Source organism: Kribbella sp. NPDC003557, assembly GCF_040610805.1.
Taxonomy (GTDB): Bacteria; Actinomycetota; Actinomycetes; order Propionibacteriales; family Kribbellaceae; genus Kribbella.
Map to the genome: position 1 here is coordinate 89,345 of NZ_JBEXMY010000010.1, position 16,129 is coordinate 105,473.

Below are 16,129 nucleotides of genomic sequence, written 5' to 3' on the forward strand. Positions count from 1 at the left end.
GCCCCCGTGAGCCAGACACCGGTGAGTCAGGGCCGGTGAGTCGGGCGCCGGTGAGTCAGAGGCGGGGGTCCACGGGTTCGGACTCGAGAGCCAGGACCGCGAAGACGCACTCGTGGACGCGCCACAGCGGTTCGCCGCGGGCGGCGCGGTCGAGGGCCTCCAGGCCGAGCGCGTACTCGCGGAGTGCGAGCGATCGTTTGTGCCCGAGGTTGCGGTCGCGGAGGCGGGTGAAGTTCGCCGGCTCGGTGTAGTCAGGCCCGTAGATCAGCCGGAGGTACTCCTGCCCGCGCACCTTCAGTCCCGGCTGGGCCAGCCCCTTCGCGGTGCGCGTCAGGTTCGCGGCAGGCTTCACGACCATCCCTTCGCCCTCACCCTGCCCCTCTCCCCCGGCACCGGTCAGCTCCTCCCACCACGCGACCCCGGCGTCCCAGCTGTCGGCATCCACGAACAGCCGCCGCGTCGGCGTGATCAGCTCGGGGCCGGCGGCAACCATCCGGTCCGCGATCCCGAGGTGCCACGCGTGCGGCCGGTCCTGGTACGTCGCCCCGTCCGACGCGAGCACCTGGAACGGCGCCAGCCGGACGCCGTCGAGCCCGTCGGTCGGCCAGCAGTACCGCCGGTACGCCGCGGTGAACCGCTCCGCGTTCGCCGTACGCCGCTCGGCCGATGCCAGCAGCTCACCGACGTCGAGCCCGGCCGCCTGAGCGGACCGCAGCGCGGCTGTTGCGGCGGGCAACGACGTACGGGCGGCCGCGCCGACGGCGGCGTACTGGTTGCGGAGCAGGTCCTCGGCCTTCGCGCTCCACGGGAGCAGCTCGGCGTCGAGCAGCAGCCACGACGTGTCCAGCTCCTCGAACAGCCCGGCCCGCGAGGCGACCGCCCGCAGTCGCAGCAGCAGCTCGTCGGTCAACGAAGGTTCGAAGAACGAGCGCCCGGTCCGTGTGTGGATCGCGCCGCGACCGGCGAGCCCGAATCGCTTCTCGGCCACGTCGTCGTCGCGCGTCAGCAGCACGACCGCCCGCGAACCCATGTGCTTCTCCTCGCACACCAGCTCGGTGACGCCCTGCGCCTGGTACGTCTCGAACGCCTGCCGTGGATGCTCCAGCAGCCCCGGCTCCGGCGAGGTCGCGACCGGGCTCATCGTCGGCGGCAGGTACAGCAGGAACCGCGGGTCGATCGCGAACCGGCTCATCACCTCCAGCGCCGCGCCGGCCTGCTCGGCCCGGATGCTCAACCGCCCGTGCGACGCGGTCTCGATCACCCGGCGGCCGGTCACGTCGGTCAGCTCGAGTACGTCGGGTTCGCGCGCCGGCGCCGCTGCCACGTGCAACGATTTCGCCGGGGCGTAGTACTCCTCGGCCGCCCGCACCGACACCAGCTCCCGCTCCGGGTAGCGCAGCGCGGTCAGCGAGCCGCCGAACACGCAGCCGGTGTCGAGGCAGATCGTGTTGTTGATCCACTCCGGCTCGGGGGTCGGGGTGTGGCCGTAGACGACCATCGCGCGGCCGCGGTAGTCGTTCGCCCACGGGTAGCGCACCGGCAGCCCGAACTCGTCGGTCTCCCCGGTCGTCTCGCCGTACAGGCAGAACGAGCGGACGCGTCCCGACGTCCGGCCGTGCATCCGCTCGACCAGGCCGGCGTGCGACACGACCAGCCTGCCGCCGTCGAACACGTAGTGCGAGATCAGCCCGTCGATGAACGTCGCGACCTCGTCCCGGAACTCGGCAGGCTCCGCGTCCAGTTGCTCGAGCGTGGTCTCCAGACCGTGACTGATCTTGACGTTCTTGCCCCGCAGCGCGCGCAGCAGCTTGTCCTCGTGGTTGCCGGGCACGCAGTACGCATTGCCGCCGGCAACCATTCCCATCACGAGCCGGAGCACACCAGGACTGTCGGGCCCGCGGTCGACGAGGTCGCCGACGAAGATCGCCCGCCGGCCAGGGTGTACGGCGTCGACCGGGCGGCCGGCGGCGTCGCGGGTCAGCGTGTAGCCCAGGTCGGTGAGCAGCTGCTCGAGCTCGGGAAGGCAGCCGTGCACGTCGCCGATGACGTCGAACGGGCCGGTCTGATCGGTGAGGTCGTTGTACAGCCGGGTCCGTTCGATGCTGACGGCATCGATCTCGTCGACGCTGTTCAGCACGTGCACCGTGCGGAAGCCTTCGCGCTTCAGGCTGCGCAGGCCGCGCTTCAGCTGGGATCGCTGGCGGATGATCACCTTGGAGCCGAACTGGCGGTCCGACCGCTGCTCGTTCCGCTCGACGCAGACGCGCTCCGGCGGGTCCAGCACGATCGCGACCGGGAGCACGTCGTACTCGCGGGCCAGGTCGACCAGCTCCTTGCGCGCCTCCGGCTGCACGTTGGTCGCGTCGATCACGGTCAGCCGCCCGGCCGCCAGCCGCTTGCCGGCGATGAAGTGCAGCACCTCGAAGGCGTCCTTCGTCGCGGCCTGGTCGTTCTCGTCGTCGGACACCAGACCCCGGCAGAAGTCGCTCGAGATCACCTCGGTCGGCAGGAAATGCCGCCGCGCGAACGTCGACTTGCCGGAACCGCTCGCGCCGACCAGCACCACGAGACACAGGCTCGGGATCTGCATCAGCCCGTCACCTCCCGGCGGAACAGGGCGAGTTGGGTCGGCGGACCTACCTCGGGGTCCTCCGGGCCGACGGGCCGCAGCTCGACGGTGTAGCCGTACCGGGCAGCCACCTCGGCAGCCCAGGAACCGAACTCCGGGCGGGTCCATTCGAAGCGGTGGTCCGGGTGGCGGAAGGTGCCGGCCGCGAGGGACGGGAAGCGCACGTTGTACTCGCTGTTCGGGGTGGTGACGACGACCGCGGCAGGGCGGGCGGTCCGGAAGACGGCATGGGCCAGCGCGGGCAGTCGCGGCGGGTCGACATGTTCGACGACCTCCATCAGTACGACCGCGTCGAGCCCGGCGAGCCGCTCGTCGGCGTACGTCACCGACGACTGCAGGAACTTCAGCCGGTCCCGCTGGCGGTCCGGCAGGTCGTCGTAGTGCAGCCGCCGCTTCGCCGCGACCAGCGCCCGCGCCGACACGTCCGTCGCGATCAGCTCGCCGATCATCGGATCCTTGAGCAGCTCGCCGACCAGCGCGCCCTCACCGCAGCCGATGTCGGCGATCCGGCGGGCACCGAGCTCCCGCAGGACGCCGGCCACCGTCGTCCGCCGTTCGACGGCCAGCGACACCGAGCCCTCGTCCGTCGTCTCCTCGGCGAGTTCGACACCGTCCGCCTCGGCGAGCCGCTCCAGAGCGGCGTCGGACAGGTACCGGCGGTGTGCGAGGTAGCGGTGCGAGATCAGGTCCTTCTCCGGGTGCGCGGCCAGCCAGCCCTCCCCGGCGCGGACGAGCTTGTCGACCTCGTCCGACCCGACCCAGTAGTGCTTCGCGTCGTCGAGGACCGGCAGCATCACATACAAGTGATTGAGTGCGTCGGCCAGCCGCAGTACGCCGGTCAGCCGCAGGTCGACGTACCGCGAGTCGCCCCACGCCGGGATCTCCGGGTCGAGCGGTACCGGGCGCGCGTCGACGGTCCAGCCGAGCGGCGCGAACAAGCGCTCCGCCAGCTCGGCGCCGCCGTTGCAGGGCAGCGCGGGGACGTGCACGTCCAGCGGGATCGGCCGCGCGGCGAGCTCCGGGCGGGCGTCGCAGCGGCCGTTCATCGCCGTACGGAAGAGCTTGCCGAGCGCGACGGCGAGCAGGCTCGAGGCGGCGTACGGACGGTCGTTCACGTACTGGCCGAGCGTGAATCCCTCGGTGGCCTTGCCGCGGCCGGCCCTCACCAGGCCGATCGGGTCGATCTCGAGCAGCACTGCCGCCGTGCAGCGGTCGTCGGTCGCCTCGGGGTAGAAGACATGGGCCGAGCCGCCGGTCACGTCGATCGCCTGCGGGCGCGCCGGGTTCTTGTGCAAGAGGAACCCGAAATCACTCGCGGGCGCGTCTACTCCGGCCAGATCGGTGCCAAGCGTCAGGAACACCTGAGGTATTCGATCACGTGTCGCAGTTCGAGACACGCGGATCAGGGTCTGGCGTGTTCGCTGGAATGGTTCTAGCTTGTGTTGAGAAGATGAGTCGCTACAGACCGTCCTTCCCCGCTGACAGTCGGTAATTGTCCCCGGTTTGTGGCGAGAATCCACCACGCACTACGGGGAAAGGATCATGGCCGCATTGTCACGCCACACGGGGTGTCGCCGGTGAGACCCCAGACGTTCGAACTCGTCCGCTACACCGACATCAGCGGGGTTTCCGGAACCGGCGTCGTCGCCGAAGGCTGCGTGTTCACCGACGGCTCGGTGGCACTGCGCTGGCACGGCGCGAACCCCTCCACCGCCGTCTGGCCGGACCTGGATTCGATCCTCGCCGTCCACGGCCACGGCGGCGCCACCGTCGTCCGCTGGCTGGATGTCTCCGAGATGGAGCCGGTGCCCGGGACGGACCTGCTGCCCGGCGAGCTCACGCACCTCCTCGCCACCGGCCGCCGGTCCCACCAGCCGCCGGCGGTCGCGTCTGCCTGACGCCGGCTGACGTGCTTCGCCCGGCTGCCCTTACGGGGTGAGGCCGGTCAGGGCGAAGAACTCCTGGCGCGAGCTCGGGTTCTCCCGGAGGATCCCGTGCAGTGACGACGTGACCGTCCGCGAGCCGGCCGCCCGGACGCCGCGCAGCGACATGCACTGGTGCTCGGCCTCGATCACGACGCCGACGCCCTTCGGGGCGAGGTGGTCCTGCAGCCAGTCGGCGACCTGCTTGGTGAGCCGCTCCTGCACCTGGAAGTCGCGCGCGAACAGCTCCACCACGCGGGCCAGCTTGGACAGCCCGAGGATCCGGTCGCCGGGCAGGTACCCGACGTGGGCGACGCCCTGGAACGGCAGCAGGTGGTGCTCGCACAGCGACTGCACCGGGATGTCCTTGGCCAGGACGAGCTCGTCGTACCCTTCGTCGTTCGGGAAGGTGGTCAGCTCGAACTCCCGCGGCGTCAGCATCTCCGCATACGCGTTCGCGACCCGGCGCGGTGTGTCCGCGAGGTGCGCGCTGTGCGGGTCCCGGCCGAGCGCGGTCAGCAGGTCCGCGACGGCACGCTGCGCGGCGGGAAGGTCGATCTCCTCCCGGCGGGCGACGATATGGAGGGGGACGGACTCGAGGTCGGCCGAGATCGCCATCTGCACACTCCCTGAGGTATCAGCGAACTGCCATCATACTGTTACGCCAACCAGAGTTGTCGATAGAATCATCCCGTGGACATGTCCTGGGACGCCTCGGTGCAGGCGGTCGCCGTACTGGAGGAGCCGACCCGCCGCCGGCTCTACGAGTACGTCGTCGGCCGGCCGGAGCCGGTGAGCCGGGACGACGCCGCGAGCGCGCTCGGCATCCCGCGGACCACGGCCGCGTTCCACCTCGACAGGCTCACCGAGGAGGGCCTGCTCGACACCTGCTACGAGCGCCGCACCGGCCGCACCGGTCCGGGCGCCGGCCGTCCCGCGAAGCTGTACCACCGCTCGGACCGCGAGATCGAGATCAGCCTCCCCGAGCGCCAGTACGCCGTGGCCGGCCAGCTGCTCGCCGCCGCCATCCAGGACGCCGAGTCCACCGGCGTCACACCCCGCGAGGCGGTCAACCGCCGCGCCGACGAGTACGGCGAGATGCTCGGCCGGACCGCCCGCGACCGCGCGACCGATGGGCAGGCGGATGCGGTGGACGAGGACGACCTGCTGGTGCGGGTGCTCGAGGACCTGGGGTTCGAGCCGCGCGCCGACGCCGACGGCATCGCCCTCGGGAACTGCCCGTTCCGGCGACTCGCGAGGGACCATCCCCAACTGGTCTGCGGCATGAACCTGCACCTGGTCGCGGGCCTGCTGACCAGCCTCGACGCCGGCCTCCGGGCCGAGCTCGCCCCCACCCCCGGCCACTGCTGCGTGCGTCTCGTAAAGTCACAGCGTGGCTAAGGCGAAGCAGAGCCAGGGAACGCCGGCGACCGTGGCGCTGACGAAGGCGAAGGTCGAGTTCACGACGCACGCGTACGAGCACGACCCGGCCGCGAAGTCGTACGGGCTGGAGGCCGCCGAGGCGCTCGGGCTGGCGCCGGAGCAGGTGTTCAAGACGCTGCTCGTCGAGGTCGACGGCAAGCTCACCGTCGGCGTCGTCCCGGTCGCCAAGCAGCTCGACCTGAAGGCGATCGCGGCCGCGGCCGGTGGGAAGAAGGCCGTGATGGCCGACCCGGCCGCCGCCGAGCGCACCACCGGGTACGTCGTCGGCGGCATCAGCCCGATCGGCCAGAAGCGCGCCCTGCCCACGGTCGTCGACAGCACCGCCACCGACCACCCGACCGTCTACGTCTCGGGTGGCCGGCGCGGTCTCGACATCGGCCTGTCCCCCGCCGACCTGATCACCGTGACCAGGGCGCGGACGGCGGCTATCGCACGGTGACGTTCTGCACCACCGCGGTTCCGTTGAACACGTTCATCCCGAACTGACCCGCCGCGATCGTGTCGTCGGTCGCATCGACCACCTGCGTGCCGTCGACCCAGACCTTGATGCTCGCCCCGGCGGCCACGACCTTGAAGTGATAGCTCCGTCCGCGCTCGACCTGGAGCGGGGACGTCGCGATGTCGCGCCCCGGCCGCCACAGCTTCACGACGTTCGCACCGGCGTCGACGTTGACCGTGTAGTGCCGGGACGCATCCTTGTTCGCCCGGAACGTCAGCGCGGCGGCGACCCCGTCGACCAGCTGGACGTCCCCTTCCAGCGTGAAGTCCGCTCCGCTCGCCTTGCTCAGGTAGAACCCGTCGCCCGCCGACTGCCCTTGCTTGCCGCCGGCAACGTCCGACCAGGTGCCCCGGGCCGGGTACCACTCGTCCCGGATGTCGGTCCTCAGCGTCGGCTCGGCGCGATGCTTCCAGATCGACGCCAGCTGGTGAACGGCGAGCGAGTCCACCCGCACCCGGCCGTCGGCGACCAGGTCGATCCCCTCACCGCCCGGCAGGCTGTCGAAGTTCACGTTGTAGCTCTGGTACACCTCGCCGTCGTTCCCGAACACGTCCAGCTGACCACGATCGACCAGCAGGCGCAGCTTGACCTTCCCGTCGACCGGCCGCAGCGGCACGCCGTCCAGCGTCTGCGCCGCGACGTCGTACACCACCTCGTGATCGAACCAGCCGTCCGGACTCGTGTGCAGCCGGAGACCGATCTTCGAAGCCTTGCGTACGTCGAGCGTCGTCTCGAGCTCGTAGGTGTCACCGCCGGGCAGGGCGTGGCGCCCGTCCGTCACGGTCAGGTTCTCGAGGGTCTGCGTGCTCGCGCGCAGTGACGAGATCTCCGGGATCGGATTGCTGACGACCCGCAGACCGGCGGACGTGTGCTTCAGCCCGAGGTCGACCGGGAACGACGCGTTGCCGGTCCACGTCGAGCCCTGGTTCTGGCCCTGCCACGCCATCGAGACGACCCGGTCGTTCGGCAGGTTCGAGAAGTTGAGCGCGGCGTAGTACCCGCTGCCGGCGTAGGTGCTGGTCTGGTTGATCTTCTGCGGAGCGGTCCAGTCGGTGTCGAACGACGTGCCGTCCCAGTCTCCGACCTGGTACTCGCCGCTGCCGCTGTGCAGGACCCAGCGGTACCCGCCGTCGACCGGCATCCGGATCATGTTCGGGCACTCGAACAGCCAGTCCGCCCGGTACCGCGAGGCGAACGTCCAGTCGAGCAGGTTGGTGGAGGTGTAGAAGTCGACGCCGTTGCCGCCCTCGTCGGACCACACGACCATCCCCCAGTGCTTCGACACCGGGTCCCAGAACACCTTCGGGTCGCGGCTCGTGCCGCCCGGCGTCGCGACCTTCCTGCCGTCGGCGTACGTCGAGAAGCTGTTGCCGCCGTCCAAGCTGTAGAAGACCGTGACGCCGTTCGTGCCCGAGTACACGATGATCGGATCGTCGTCGCCGTTCTTCAGGCCGCTCGCGTTGCCGGTGTCCACCACGCCGCCACCGGACCACAGGTCACCCGGATGGACGTGCGGGTCGAGAGCGATCGGTCGCTGGGTCCAGTGCACGAGGTCGGTGCTGGTCGCGTGCCCCCAGTGCATCGTGTCCCAGACCAGGCTGAACGGGTTGTGCTGGTAGTACAGGTGGTACACGCCGCGGTAGTACAGCGGGGCGTTCACGTCGTTCATCCAGCCGCCGCGGGTGCTGAAGTGGAACTGCCCGCGGTTGTCCTCCTGGTAGTTCGTCGCCTGGTACGGGAAGTCCGGATAGTCCTTCGGTACGTCGGTTCGCACTCCGAGAACCCCTATCAGTGTCAGTGTCGCCACCACGGCCTTGATCACGATGCGCCCTCCAGGTCCGGCGGCGCATCCGGGTCACCGGGGCGCAGGGCCCCGGTCATCAATGAGACCACCTGGCTCATCGACGCGTCGGCCGGGCTGACCACCGCGGCGCGGCGGCCGAGCCGGTGCACGTGGATGCGGTCGGCGATCTCGAACACCTGGGGCATGTCGTGGCTGATCAGCACCACCGGCAGGCCGCGGTCGCGGATCCTCCGGATCAGGTCGAGCACCTGACCGGACTCCTTCACACCGAGCGCCGCGGTCGGCTCGTCCATGATCACCAGCCGGCTGCCGAACATCGCCGCCCGCGCGACCGCGACGGCCTGCCGCTGCCCACCGGACAACGTCTCCACGAGCTGGCCGATGTGCTGGACGGTTTCGATGCCCAGGGCGTCGAGTTGTTCCTGCGCCCGGGCCCGCATCGCGGCGCGGTCGAGCAGCCGGAACACCGATCCGAGCGGTCCGGTACGGCGGACCTCGCGGCCGAGGAACAGGTTCGTCGCGATGTCCATGGCCGGCGCCAGCGCGAGGGTCTGGTGGACCGTCTCGATGCCCTGGTGGCGCGCCTCGAGGGGCGAGTGGAAATGGGTCACCCGGCCGTCGAGCAGGATCGTGCCCGCGTCCGGGACCAGCGCGCCGGACAGCGCCTTGATCAGGCTGGACTTCCCGGCGCCGTTGTCGCCGACCACGGCGAGCACCTCACCGGCGTACAGGTCGAAGTCGGCGCCGTCGATCGCGGTCACCCGGCCGTAGCGCTTCACCAGGCCGCGGGCCTGCAGGGCCGGCGTACTCATCGGGACCTCCTGCGGACGACCTGGTCGAACGCGACCGCGGCGATCACCAGGACACCGGTCGCGACGTCCTGGTACAGACTGTCGATACCGGCCTGGGTCAGGCCGCTGCGCAGGACGGCGACGATCAACGCGCCGACGACCGTGCCGAGCACGCTGCCACGCCCGCCGAACAGGCTGGTGCCGCCGATCACCACCGCGGTGATGCTGTCCAGGTTGCCGGTCTGGAAGGCGTTCGGGTCCGCGTTCGGGATCCGGCCGAGAGCCTGCCAGGCGGCGACCGCGTAGATCACGCCGGCGATCAGGTAGACGCTGAACCTGGTCCGGCCGACGTGGATACCGGTCAGCCGGGCCGCCTCGGGATCGTTGCCCAGGGCATACACATGACGGCCCCAGGCCGTCCGGGTGAGCGCGTACCAGGCGGCCGCGAACATCAGCACGGCCAGCGTCATCCCGTGCGTGACCTTCAGCTGGCCGAACAGGTAGCCGCCGTCGCCGAGCACGCCCAGGACGTCGTCGGTGACCGGGAAGGAGTTGCCGCCGGAGTACAACCGGCCGGCGGCGAGCACGACGGTCAGCATGCCGAGTGTCACGATGAACGGCGGCAGGTTGAGCAGCGTCACCAGCGCACCGGACACCGCGCCCAGCCCCGCGCAGACCACGAACGCGGCTACCAACGCCACTCCGGCCGGGCTACCCTCACTCACCAGACGTGCCAGGGCCATCGTCCCGAGCACCATGATCGCGGCGTTCGCGAGGTCGATCCCGCCGGTCAGCACGATCAGCGTCTGCCCGAGCGCGAGCGTCGCCACCACCAACGACTGCTGCATCACCAGCGAGATGTTGTCGACGGTGAGGAACGTACTGGTGGTCGCCGAGAACACGACGACCGCGAGCAGCAGAGCGGCCAACGGGCCCAGCGCCGGATTGTGCAGAAAGGCTTCAGCCGAACGGTTCCGCAGCGAGAGAGCCAGGCGATCCTGGGTCGTGGCCATGTCAGCCCCAGCAGTTCTGGGCGCCCCAGGCGGTGTCCTTGGCGTCCAGGCCGGGGAGCGGCTTGTCGGTGATCAGCTGGGCGCCGGTGTCGATGAACCCCGCCGGCTTCTTGCCGTCCTTGGCGAAGTCGACGACCGCGTCCACGCCTTGCTCGGCCATCTTCTTCGGGAACTGCATGACGGTGGCGAGGTACTTGCCGGCCTTCACGTCGGCGACGCCCTGGCATCCGCCGTCGATGGAGCCCACGGCAACCTTTCCGGCGAGGCCCTTCGCGGTCAGCGCCGCGACGGCTCCCCGGGCGGCCGGCTCGTTCAGCGTGTAGACGGCGTTCACGGACGCGTCGCGCTGCAGCAGGTTCTCCATCGCCGCCTGGGCCTTGTTCTGGTCGCCGTTCGTCGGCGCGGTCCCGAGGATGGCCGGATCGCCGTCCTTCAGTCCCATGCCCTGCAGGAACCCCCGATGCCGCTGCTCGTCGACGGTGCCGCCCGGCGTACCGTCCATCATCAGCAGCTTCGGCGCGGTCGGTCCGAGCGTGGCCTTGACGTACTTGCCCTGCAGCTCGCCGGCGGTCACGTTGTTGGTCGCGTACGTCGCGTCGACCGCGTCCTTCGGGTCGGTCTCGGTGTCCAGGGCGATCACCAGAACGCCCTGCTCCTTGGCTTGTTTGAGCGCGCCGAGGATGCCGGTCGAGTTGCTCGGCGTGATCATGATCCCCTTCACGCCCTGCTGGACGAGGTTCTCGATCGCGGCGACCTGCCCCTCGTTGTCGCCGTCGAACTTCCCGGCGACCGCGATCAGCTCGGCGCCCTTGGCCTGCGCGTGCGCCTTGGCGGACTCGCGGAGCTTGACGAAGTACGGGTTGGTGTCGGTCTTGGTGACCAGCCCGATCTTGATCGGCCCGCTCTGGTCGCCGCTGCTGCCGCCGGACTTGGTCTTGGTACACGCCGCGGTACAGACGAGTGATGCGGCGAGCAGGAACACGGGGACGGTTCGTTGCACGGGGCTGCCCTCCCGGAACTGGGTAGGCCCGGGCCGGCGACCCGGGCGAAGGTCTGGGCAGCGAAGCTAGACCGCGCCGCGCGGCCGCCGCTGGCTTTGCGCAAAGCCTTGCGCAACGCCACACAGAGCGACGACCATACGACGGATGGTCACGATGACCGAGGTCGCCCGCGCCGCCGGCGTATCGGTGAGCACGGTCTCGCACGTCGTCAACGGCACCCGGCTGGTCGCCCCGAAGACCCGGGAGCGGGTCCAGCACGCGATGCGGATCCTCGGCTACCAGCACCACCCCACCGCGCGCTCGCTCGCGGCCGGATCGAACCAGACCATCGGCCTGGCGATCACCGCGGCCTCCAACCCGTACTGGGTCGAGCTGATCCAGGGCATCGACGGCGAGGCCACCCGGGCCGGGCTGAACCTGATCATCGTCGACACCCGCGACGACGCACGGCACGAGGCCGCCGCGGTCGCGAACCTGATCGCCCACCACATCGAGGGCCTGGTGATCGCGCCCGCGGTCGGCTGGCGCGACGTCACCCTCCCGCTGCTGCGCGACCACCCGATCCCGTACGTCGTGGTGGACCGGATCGACCCGGACCTGCGGGTGGACCAGGTCGGCGTCGAGAACGAGGCGGCGACCGCGGCGGTGATCGACCACCTGATCGCGCTCGGGCACACCCGGATCGGGATGCTCACCGGGATCCGCGGATTGTCGACAAGCAGCGAGCGGCTCCGCGGGTACCACGTCGCGCACCAGCGGGCCGGGGTGCCGGTCGATGTCGACCTTCTGGTGGACGGATTGTCGACAAGCGACGGCGGGAGGCGGGCGGCCTGGGAGTTGCTCGAGCTCCGCGAGCCGCCGACCGCGGTGTTCGCCGCGAACAACAACATGACGATCGGCGCGCTCGCCGCCTTCCGCGCGGCCGGCGTGAAGGTGCCGCGCGACCTCGCCGTCGCGGCGTTCGACAACTTCGCGTGGGCGGATCTCTTCAGTCCGGGGCTCACGACGGTCGCCCAGCCGTCGGCCGCGATCGGCGCCCGGGCGGTGCAGTTGCTGCTGCGCCGGATGAACGACCCCGGTGCGCCTCCGCAGGCAGTCAGACTGCCTGCGGAGATCATGCACCGCGAGTCCTGCGGCTGCCCTACCCGGTGATGCTGCTCAGCCGGTGATGCAGCTCAGCCGGTGATGCTGGGACGGCCCGTTTCCAGGTGCCCGGAGAGACGGCGGCGGTAGGTCGGGTCGTCCGGGGTCGTGACCTCGACGTCGTACCAGCCGCTGTCGGTCGGCCAGAACAGCGGACGGGACTGCTTGCCGCGCAGCTCGATCGTCGTGGTCTTGCTGGTGTAGCCGCGCGCCTTCAGCTTGACGGCCAGCGGCTTCCGCGAGCCGTTCACCAGCAGGAACTGGAGAGCGCCGGCACGGTTCTCGATCCGTACGTCGAGGCCTGCCGCCGCGCCGGAGGACGAGCCGGCCACCTCCGCCCAGAAGCGGTTCGGGCCCTGGATGGCGAGCTCGAACGGGCCGCTCACCGGGATCGTGACCACGGCCGGGGCGTCGCCGTGGCGGACGTCCAGGTGCGAGGGAGCCGGCAGCTCGCCGCCGTACGGGTAGACGGCGAAGTGCGCGGACTGCGAACCGTTGTTGCTCAAGGCCAGCATCAACTTGCCATCAGCAACCGATCCCGAAACCGACGGCCCGTAAGGCAGTGCGCGTGCCGGGCGGCGGCCGGGCTCCTGCACCGGGAGCGCCTGGTCGGCGGGCGGCGTCGGGTGCCAGCGGTTGATCGGCGCCGGGACCGGGCCGGGCCGGTCGACCGACGGCTGCCGGTACGTCCGGTCGAAGTCGAACGCCGACGTCAGGTCACCGCAGGCCGTCCGCCGCCACGCGCTGATGTTCGGCTCCCGGACACCGGTCCACAGTTCGAGGAACCGCAGCACCGACGTGTGGTCGAAGACCTGCGAGTTCACGTGACCGCCGACCGTCCACGGCGACACCACGGTCATCGGGACGCGCGGGCCGAGGCCGATCGGCCGGCCGGCGTACCAGTCGTCGCCCGCGCCCGACGGCGGCTGCGGCGCGACCGGCGGCGGGACATGGTCGAAGTACCCGTCGTTCTCGTCGAAGTTGATCAGCAGCACGGTCTTCGACCAGGTCTCCGGGTCGGACGCGATCGCGTCGAGCACGTCGTAGATCAGGTTCGCGCTGCCGACCGGGGTGGACGATCCGGGGTGCTCGGAGTCGACCGCGGACGGGACCAGCCAGCTCACCTTGGGCAGCGTCCCGGCCTCGATGTCGGCCCGCAGCCGCGGCACCAGCGACTCCGGCTCGGAGCGGTACATCGCCTTGCGGAACAGCTTCTGGTCCGCGACCGGGAGCTTCCCGACGGCCGCGTCGAGCTGCTGCAGCGCGACGGTCCGCTCGGCCTCGCTCTTCGCGAACAGCTTGTCGTAGAACTCCTCGGTCGTGCGGTAGCCGCCCGGCACGTTCGCCAGGATCCGGTGCCCGATGTCCTTGAAGGTCGTGAAGTACTCGACCGCGTTGTCGGTGAAGTTGTCCCACTCCTGGTAGATCTGCCAGGAGACACCGGCCGCTTCCAGCCGTTCCGGGTACGCCGTCCAGTCGTAGCCCTTGTGGTCGTACGAGTACGCCGCGTTCGTCACGGCGCGCTGCGTCGTACCGGGCTCGTAGCCGGTCGTGCCGGACCACAGGTAGTTGCGGTTCGGGTTGGTCGAGCCGTTGACCGAGCAGTGGTACGCGTCGCAGATCGTGAACGTCTCGGCGAGCTCGTACTGCAACGGGATGTCGCGGCGGTCGTAGTGCGTCATCGTCGCCGCGGTCTTGGCCTGCACCCAGTCGTCGTTCCAGCCGCCGGCCCAGGCCTGCGTGGCGTCACTGTAGCCATGGGCGAGCGCGCCGAGGTACTGGATGTCGTCCGGGGCTCGGCCCGCGTCCGCGGCGGCCTTCCGGAGCGAGAACGGCAGCACCTCGCCGCCGCCGGTCTTCGGCTGGTGGAACACGCTCTTGCCGTTGCGCAGCCGCAGCGGCTGGCGGTCGCCGTACCCACGGACGCCGCGCAGCGTGCCGTAGTAGTGGTCGAACGAGCGGTTCTCCTGCATCAGCACGACCACGTGCTCGATCGCGCGCAGACCACCACGCCTCACAGGTTGCGCCATCGCGGTGTGCAGTGACGGTGGGAGCAGCGAGGCCGCTGCCCCACCCGCCACCGAACCGAGCACCAGGCGCCGGGAGATCTCAGTCATGGTCCCGGACCTTAAGTGGCCCCTGTAGCCGCCGTGAGGCGTGCAGATGAACAGCTATCCGCGCCGGGCCACCACCGCGTCCCGGAGCTGCTGCAGCACCTCTTCGGTCGTGTCCCAGCCCAGGCAGGCGTCGGTGATCGACTGGCCGTAGGTCAGCTCCCGGGTCGGGTCGAGGTCCTGGCGGCCCTCCCGCAGGAACGACTCCAGCATCACGCCGACGATCGCCCGGTTGCCTGCCTCGACCTGCGCTCCGATCTCCGCCGCGACGACCGGCTGGCGGCGGTGGTCCTTGCGGCTGTTGCCGTGGCTCGCGTCGACCACGACCCGCTCGGGCAGGCCGGCCTTCCGCAGCAGCTCGACGGCGCCGGCCACGGACTCCGCGTCGTAGTTCGGGCCGCTGTCCGAGCCGCGCAGCACCAGGTGGCAGTCGGGGTTGCCGCGGGTGTGCAGGATCGCGGGCGCGCCGTCGTGGTCGATACCGGTGAAGACGTGCGGGACGGCGGCCGCCTTGATCGCGTCGACCGCGGTGGCGATCGATCCGTCCGGGCGGTTCTTCATCCCGATCGGCATCGACAGGCCGGACGACAGCTGCCGGTGCACCTGGCTCTCCACGGTCCGAGCGCCGATCGCGCCCCAGCCGACGGTGTCGGCGATGTACTGCGGGGTGATCGGGTCGAGGAACTCGCAGCCGACCGGGAGGCCCAGCTCGCTGACCTGGACGAGCAGCCGCCGGGCGATCCGCAGGCCGCGGTTCACGTCACCGGAGCCGTCCAGGCCCGGGTCGTTGATCAGGCCCTTCCAGCCCAGGGTCGAGCGCGGCTTCTCGAAGTACACCCGCATCACGACGAGCAGGCCGTCGGACAGCCGCTCCGCGACCGGGCGGAGGCGTTCGGCGTACTCCAGGGCCGCGTCGGCGTCGTGCACCGAGCACGGCCCGACGACGACCATCAGCCGGTCGTCGACGCCGTTCAGTACGTCGGCCACCGCCTGCCGGCCGTCGGCGATCGTACGGGCCAGGTCGTCGTTCAACGGGTACTCGTCGTGCAGGGCGAGCGGCGTGACCAACGGGACCGTCTTCTCGATACGTCGGTCGACGACGCGGGACTGCTCGCCCGGCTTCGGGAGGGTGTTCATGGCTGGGGACCTTTCCGCCGGTCCGCCGCGAATCGCAGACAGCCGGCTGGGAACGAGAAAAGGCAAGGACGGATGTCCTTGCCTTCGTGCCGGCTCTGGTGTCTGCAGGTGGGCGTCAGCGATCGGCTGAGTCGCCCGGCACCAGGGCCGGCCACTCAAAAAATCGCCAATAGCTGCGCTTCACACCACCGACAATAGCAGTAACCATCCTTGGGGCGACGTCGTTGATCTGAACGCAGCGTTGACTGCTGCAAGACCGGACGAGACATCGGGGAGTGCAGCAAGGTGGTGAGGCCGCGGACCTTCGAGTTGGTTCGGTACCGGGATCCCAGTGGCGTGTCGGGGACCGGCGTGGTGGCGGAAGGGTGTGAGTTCACCGACGGTTCGGTGGCCCTGCGCTGGCGCGGCGACAACCCCGCGACGGCCGTCTGGCCGGACGTCGAGTCCATCCTGGCCGTGCACGGCCACCAGGGCGCGACGGAGATCCGCTGGATCGACTCTCCCCGATCACCTGGCAACCTGTTCGACGAGCTGCACCAGGTGCGCCCCGCGTCCGCAGTCACCGATCCGCTCCAGCCGCCGCCCGGCCACCCGCGTGGATGGGCGGGGGCCAGACACCTCAGGTAGGACATG

The 16,129-nt window shown here is 70.3% G+C and carries 14 protein-coding genes; 5 read left to right on the plus strand and 9 right to left on the minus strand.

All coding sequences use genetic code 11. The annotated features are described in order from the left end of the window. Positions 1-55: 55 nt before the first annotated feature. Both ABZW60_RS35315 and ABZW60_RS35320 read right to left on the minus strand, forming a co-directional pair. Positions 56-2,590, minus strand: coding sequence for a polynucleotide kinase-phosphatase (locus ABZW60_RS35315; protein WP_355484412.1), 2,535 nt, complete (start codon positions 2,588-2,590; stop codon positions 56-58). Further along, a complete protein-coding gene (locus ABZW60_RS35320) occupies positions 2,590-3,990 on the minus strand; it encodes a 3' terminal RNA ribose 2'-O-methyltransferase Hen1 (RefSeq protein WP_355484413.1) in 1,401 nt (466 codons plus the stop codon). Before ABZW60_RS35320 ends, ABZW60_RS35315 begins: the two co-directional genes overlap by 1 nt. 216 nt (positions 3,991-4,206) lie before the next feature. Here ABZW60_RS35320 and ABZW60_RS35325 point away from each other — a divergent pair, with 216 nt between their 5' ends. Beyond that, the gene (locus tag ABZW60_RS35325) at positions 4,207-4,527 is read left to right on the plus strand and encodes a hypothetical protein (RefSeq protein WP_355484415.1); all 321 of its coding nucleotides are present in this window, start codon (positions 4,207-4,209) and stop codon (positions 4,525-4,527) included. A gap of 30 nt (positions 4,528-4,557) precedes the next feature. Here the strand turns inward: ABZW60_RS35325 and folE are convergent, their stop codons facing one another. Then, positions 4,558-5,169: a GTP cyclohydrolase I FolE gene (folE, locus tag ABZW60_RS35330; RefSeq protein WP_355484417.1), complete on the minus strand. Its 612-nt coding sequence runs from the start codon at positions 5,167-5,169 to the stop codon at positions 4,558-4,560. An 81-nt stretch (positions 5,170-5,250) separates the two neighbouring features. Here folE and ABZW60_RS35335 point away from each other — a divergent pair, with 81 nt between their 5' ends. Both ABZW60_RS35335 and ybaK read left to right on the plus strand, forming a co-directional pair. After that, positions 5,251-5,952, plus strand: a complete 702-nt coding sequence (locus ABZW60_RS35335; RefSeq protein ID WP_355484668.1) for a helix-turn-helix domain-containing protein — start codon at positions 5,251-5,253, stop codon at positions 5,950-5,952. Further along, positions 5,945-6,433: a Cys-tRNA(Pro) deacylase gene (gene ybaK / locus ABZW60_RS35340; protein ID WP_355484419.1), complete on the plus strand. Its 489-nt coding sequence runs from the start codon at positions 5,945-5,947 to the stop codon at positions 6,431-6,433. Before ABZW60_RS35335 ends, ybaK begins: the two co-directional genes overlap by 8 nt. Here ybaK and ABZW60_RS35345 read toward each other — a convergent pair. Genes ABZW60_RS35345 through ABZW60_RS35360 form a run of 4 tightly spaced genes read right to left on the minus strand, consistent with a single transcriptional unit; the run spans position 6,420 to position 11,101 of the window. Continuing rightward, positions 6,420-8,267 (minus strand): GH32 C-terminal domain-containing protein, encoded by a 1,848-nt coding sequence (locus tag ABZW60_RS35345; protein WP_355484421.1) that lies wholly within the window; start codon positions 8,265-8,267, stop codon positions 6,420-6,422. The two genes, ybaK and ABZW60_RS35345, sit on opposite strands and share 14 nt — an antisense overlap. A 44-nt stretch (positions 8,268-8,311) precedes the next feature. Continuing rightward, the gene (locus tag ABZW60_RS35350; RefSeq protein WP_355484423.1) at positions 8,312-9,109 is read right to left on the minus strand and encodes an ATP-binding cassette domain-containing protein; all 798 of its coding nucleotides are present in this window, start codon (positions 9,107-9,109) and stop codon (positions 8,312-8,314) included. Further along, on the minus strand, positions 9,106-10,101 hold the full coding sequence (locus ABZW60_RS35355; protein ID WP_355484424.1) for an ABC transporter permease: 996 nt from the start codon (positions 10,099-10,101) through the stop codon (positions 9,106-9,108). The genes ABZW60_RS35350 and ABZW60_RS35355 overlap by 4 nt, the downstream gene beginning before the upstream one ends. Before the next feature lies 1 nt (position 10,102). Beyond that, positions 10,103-11,101: a substrate-binding domain-containing protein gene (locus tag ABZW60_RS35360; protein ID WP_355484426.1), complete on the minus strand. Its 999-nt coding sequence runs from the start codon at positions 11,099-11,101 to the stop codon at positions 10,103-10,105. 145 nt (positions 11,102-11,246) lie between these two features. Between ABZW60_RS35360 and ABZW60_RS35365 the strand changes: the two genes are divergently transcribed. Further along, positions 11,247-12,254 carry a LacI family DNA-binding transcriptional regulator gene (locus ABZW60_RS35365; RefSeq protein WP_355484428.1) on the plus strand — a complete coding sequence of 336 codons (1,008 nt, stop codon included), beginning with the start codon at positions 11,247-11,249 and terminating at the stop codon, positions 12,252-12,254. Between the two features lie 23 nt (positions 12,255-12,277). On the opposite strand, the gene ABZW60_RS35370 is transcribed toward ABZW60_RS35365, so the two are convergent. Continuing rightward, on the minus strand, positions 12,278-14,362 hold the full coding sequence (locus ABZW60_RS35370) for a phosphocholine-specific phospholipase C (RefSeq protein ID WP_355484430.1): 2,085 nt from the start codon (positions 14,360-14,362) through the stop codon (positions 12,278-12,280). A gap of 54 nt (positions 14,363-14,416) precedes the next feature. Continuing rightward, on the minus strand, positions 14,417-15,496 hold the full coding sequence (locus tag ABZW60_RS35375; RefSeq protein ID WP_355484432.1) for a 3-deoxy-7-phosphoheptulonate synthase: 1,080 nt from the start codon (positions 15,494-15,496) through the stop codon (positions 14,417-14,419). Between the two features lie 288 nt (positions 15,497-15,784). Between ABZW60_RS35375 and ABZW60_RS35380 the strand changes: the two genes are divergently transcribed. Further along, positions 15,785-16,123 carry a hypothetical protein gene (locus ABZW60_RS35380; RefSeq protein WP_355484434.1) on the plus strand — a complete coding sequence of 113 codons (339 nt, stop codon included), beginning with the start codon at positions 15,785-15,787 and terminating at the stop codon, positions 16,121-16,123. Positions 16,124-16,129 lie beyond the last annotated feature (6 nt).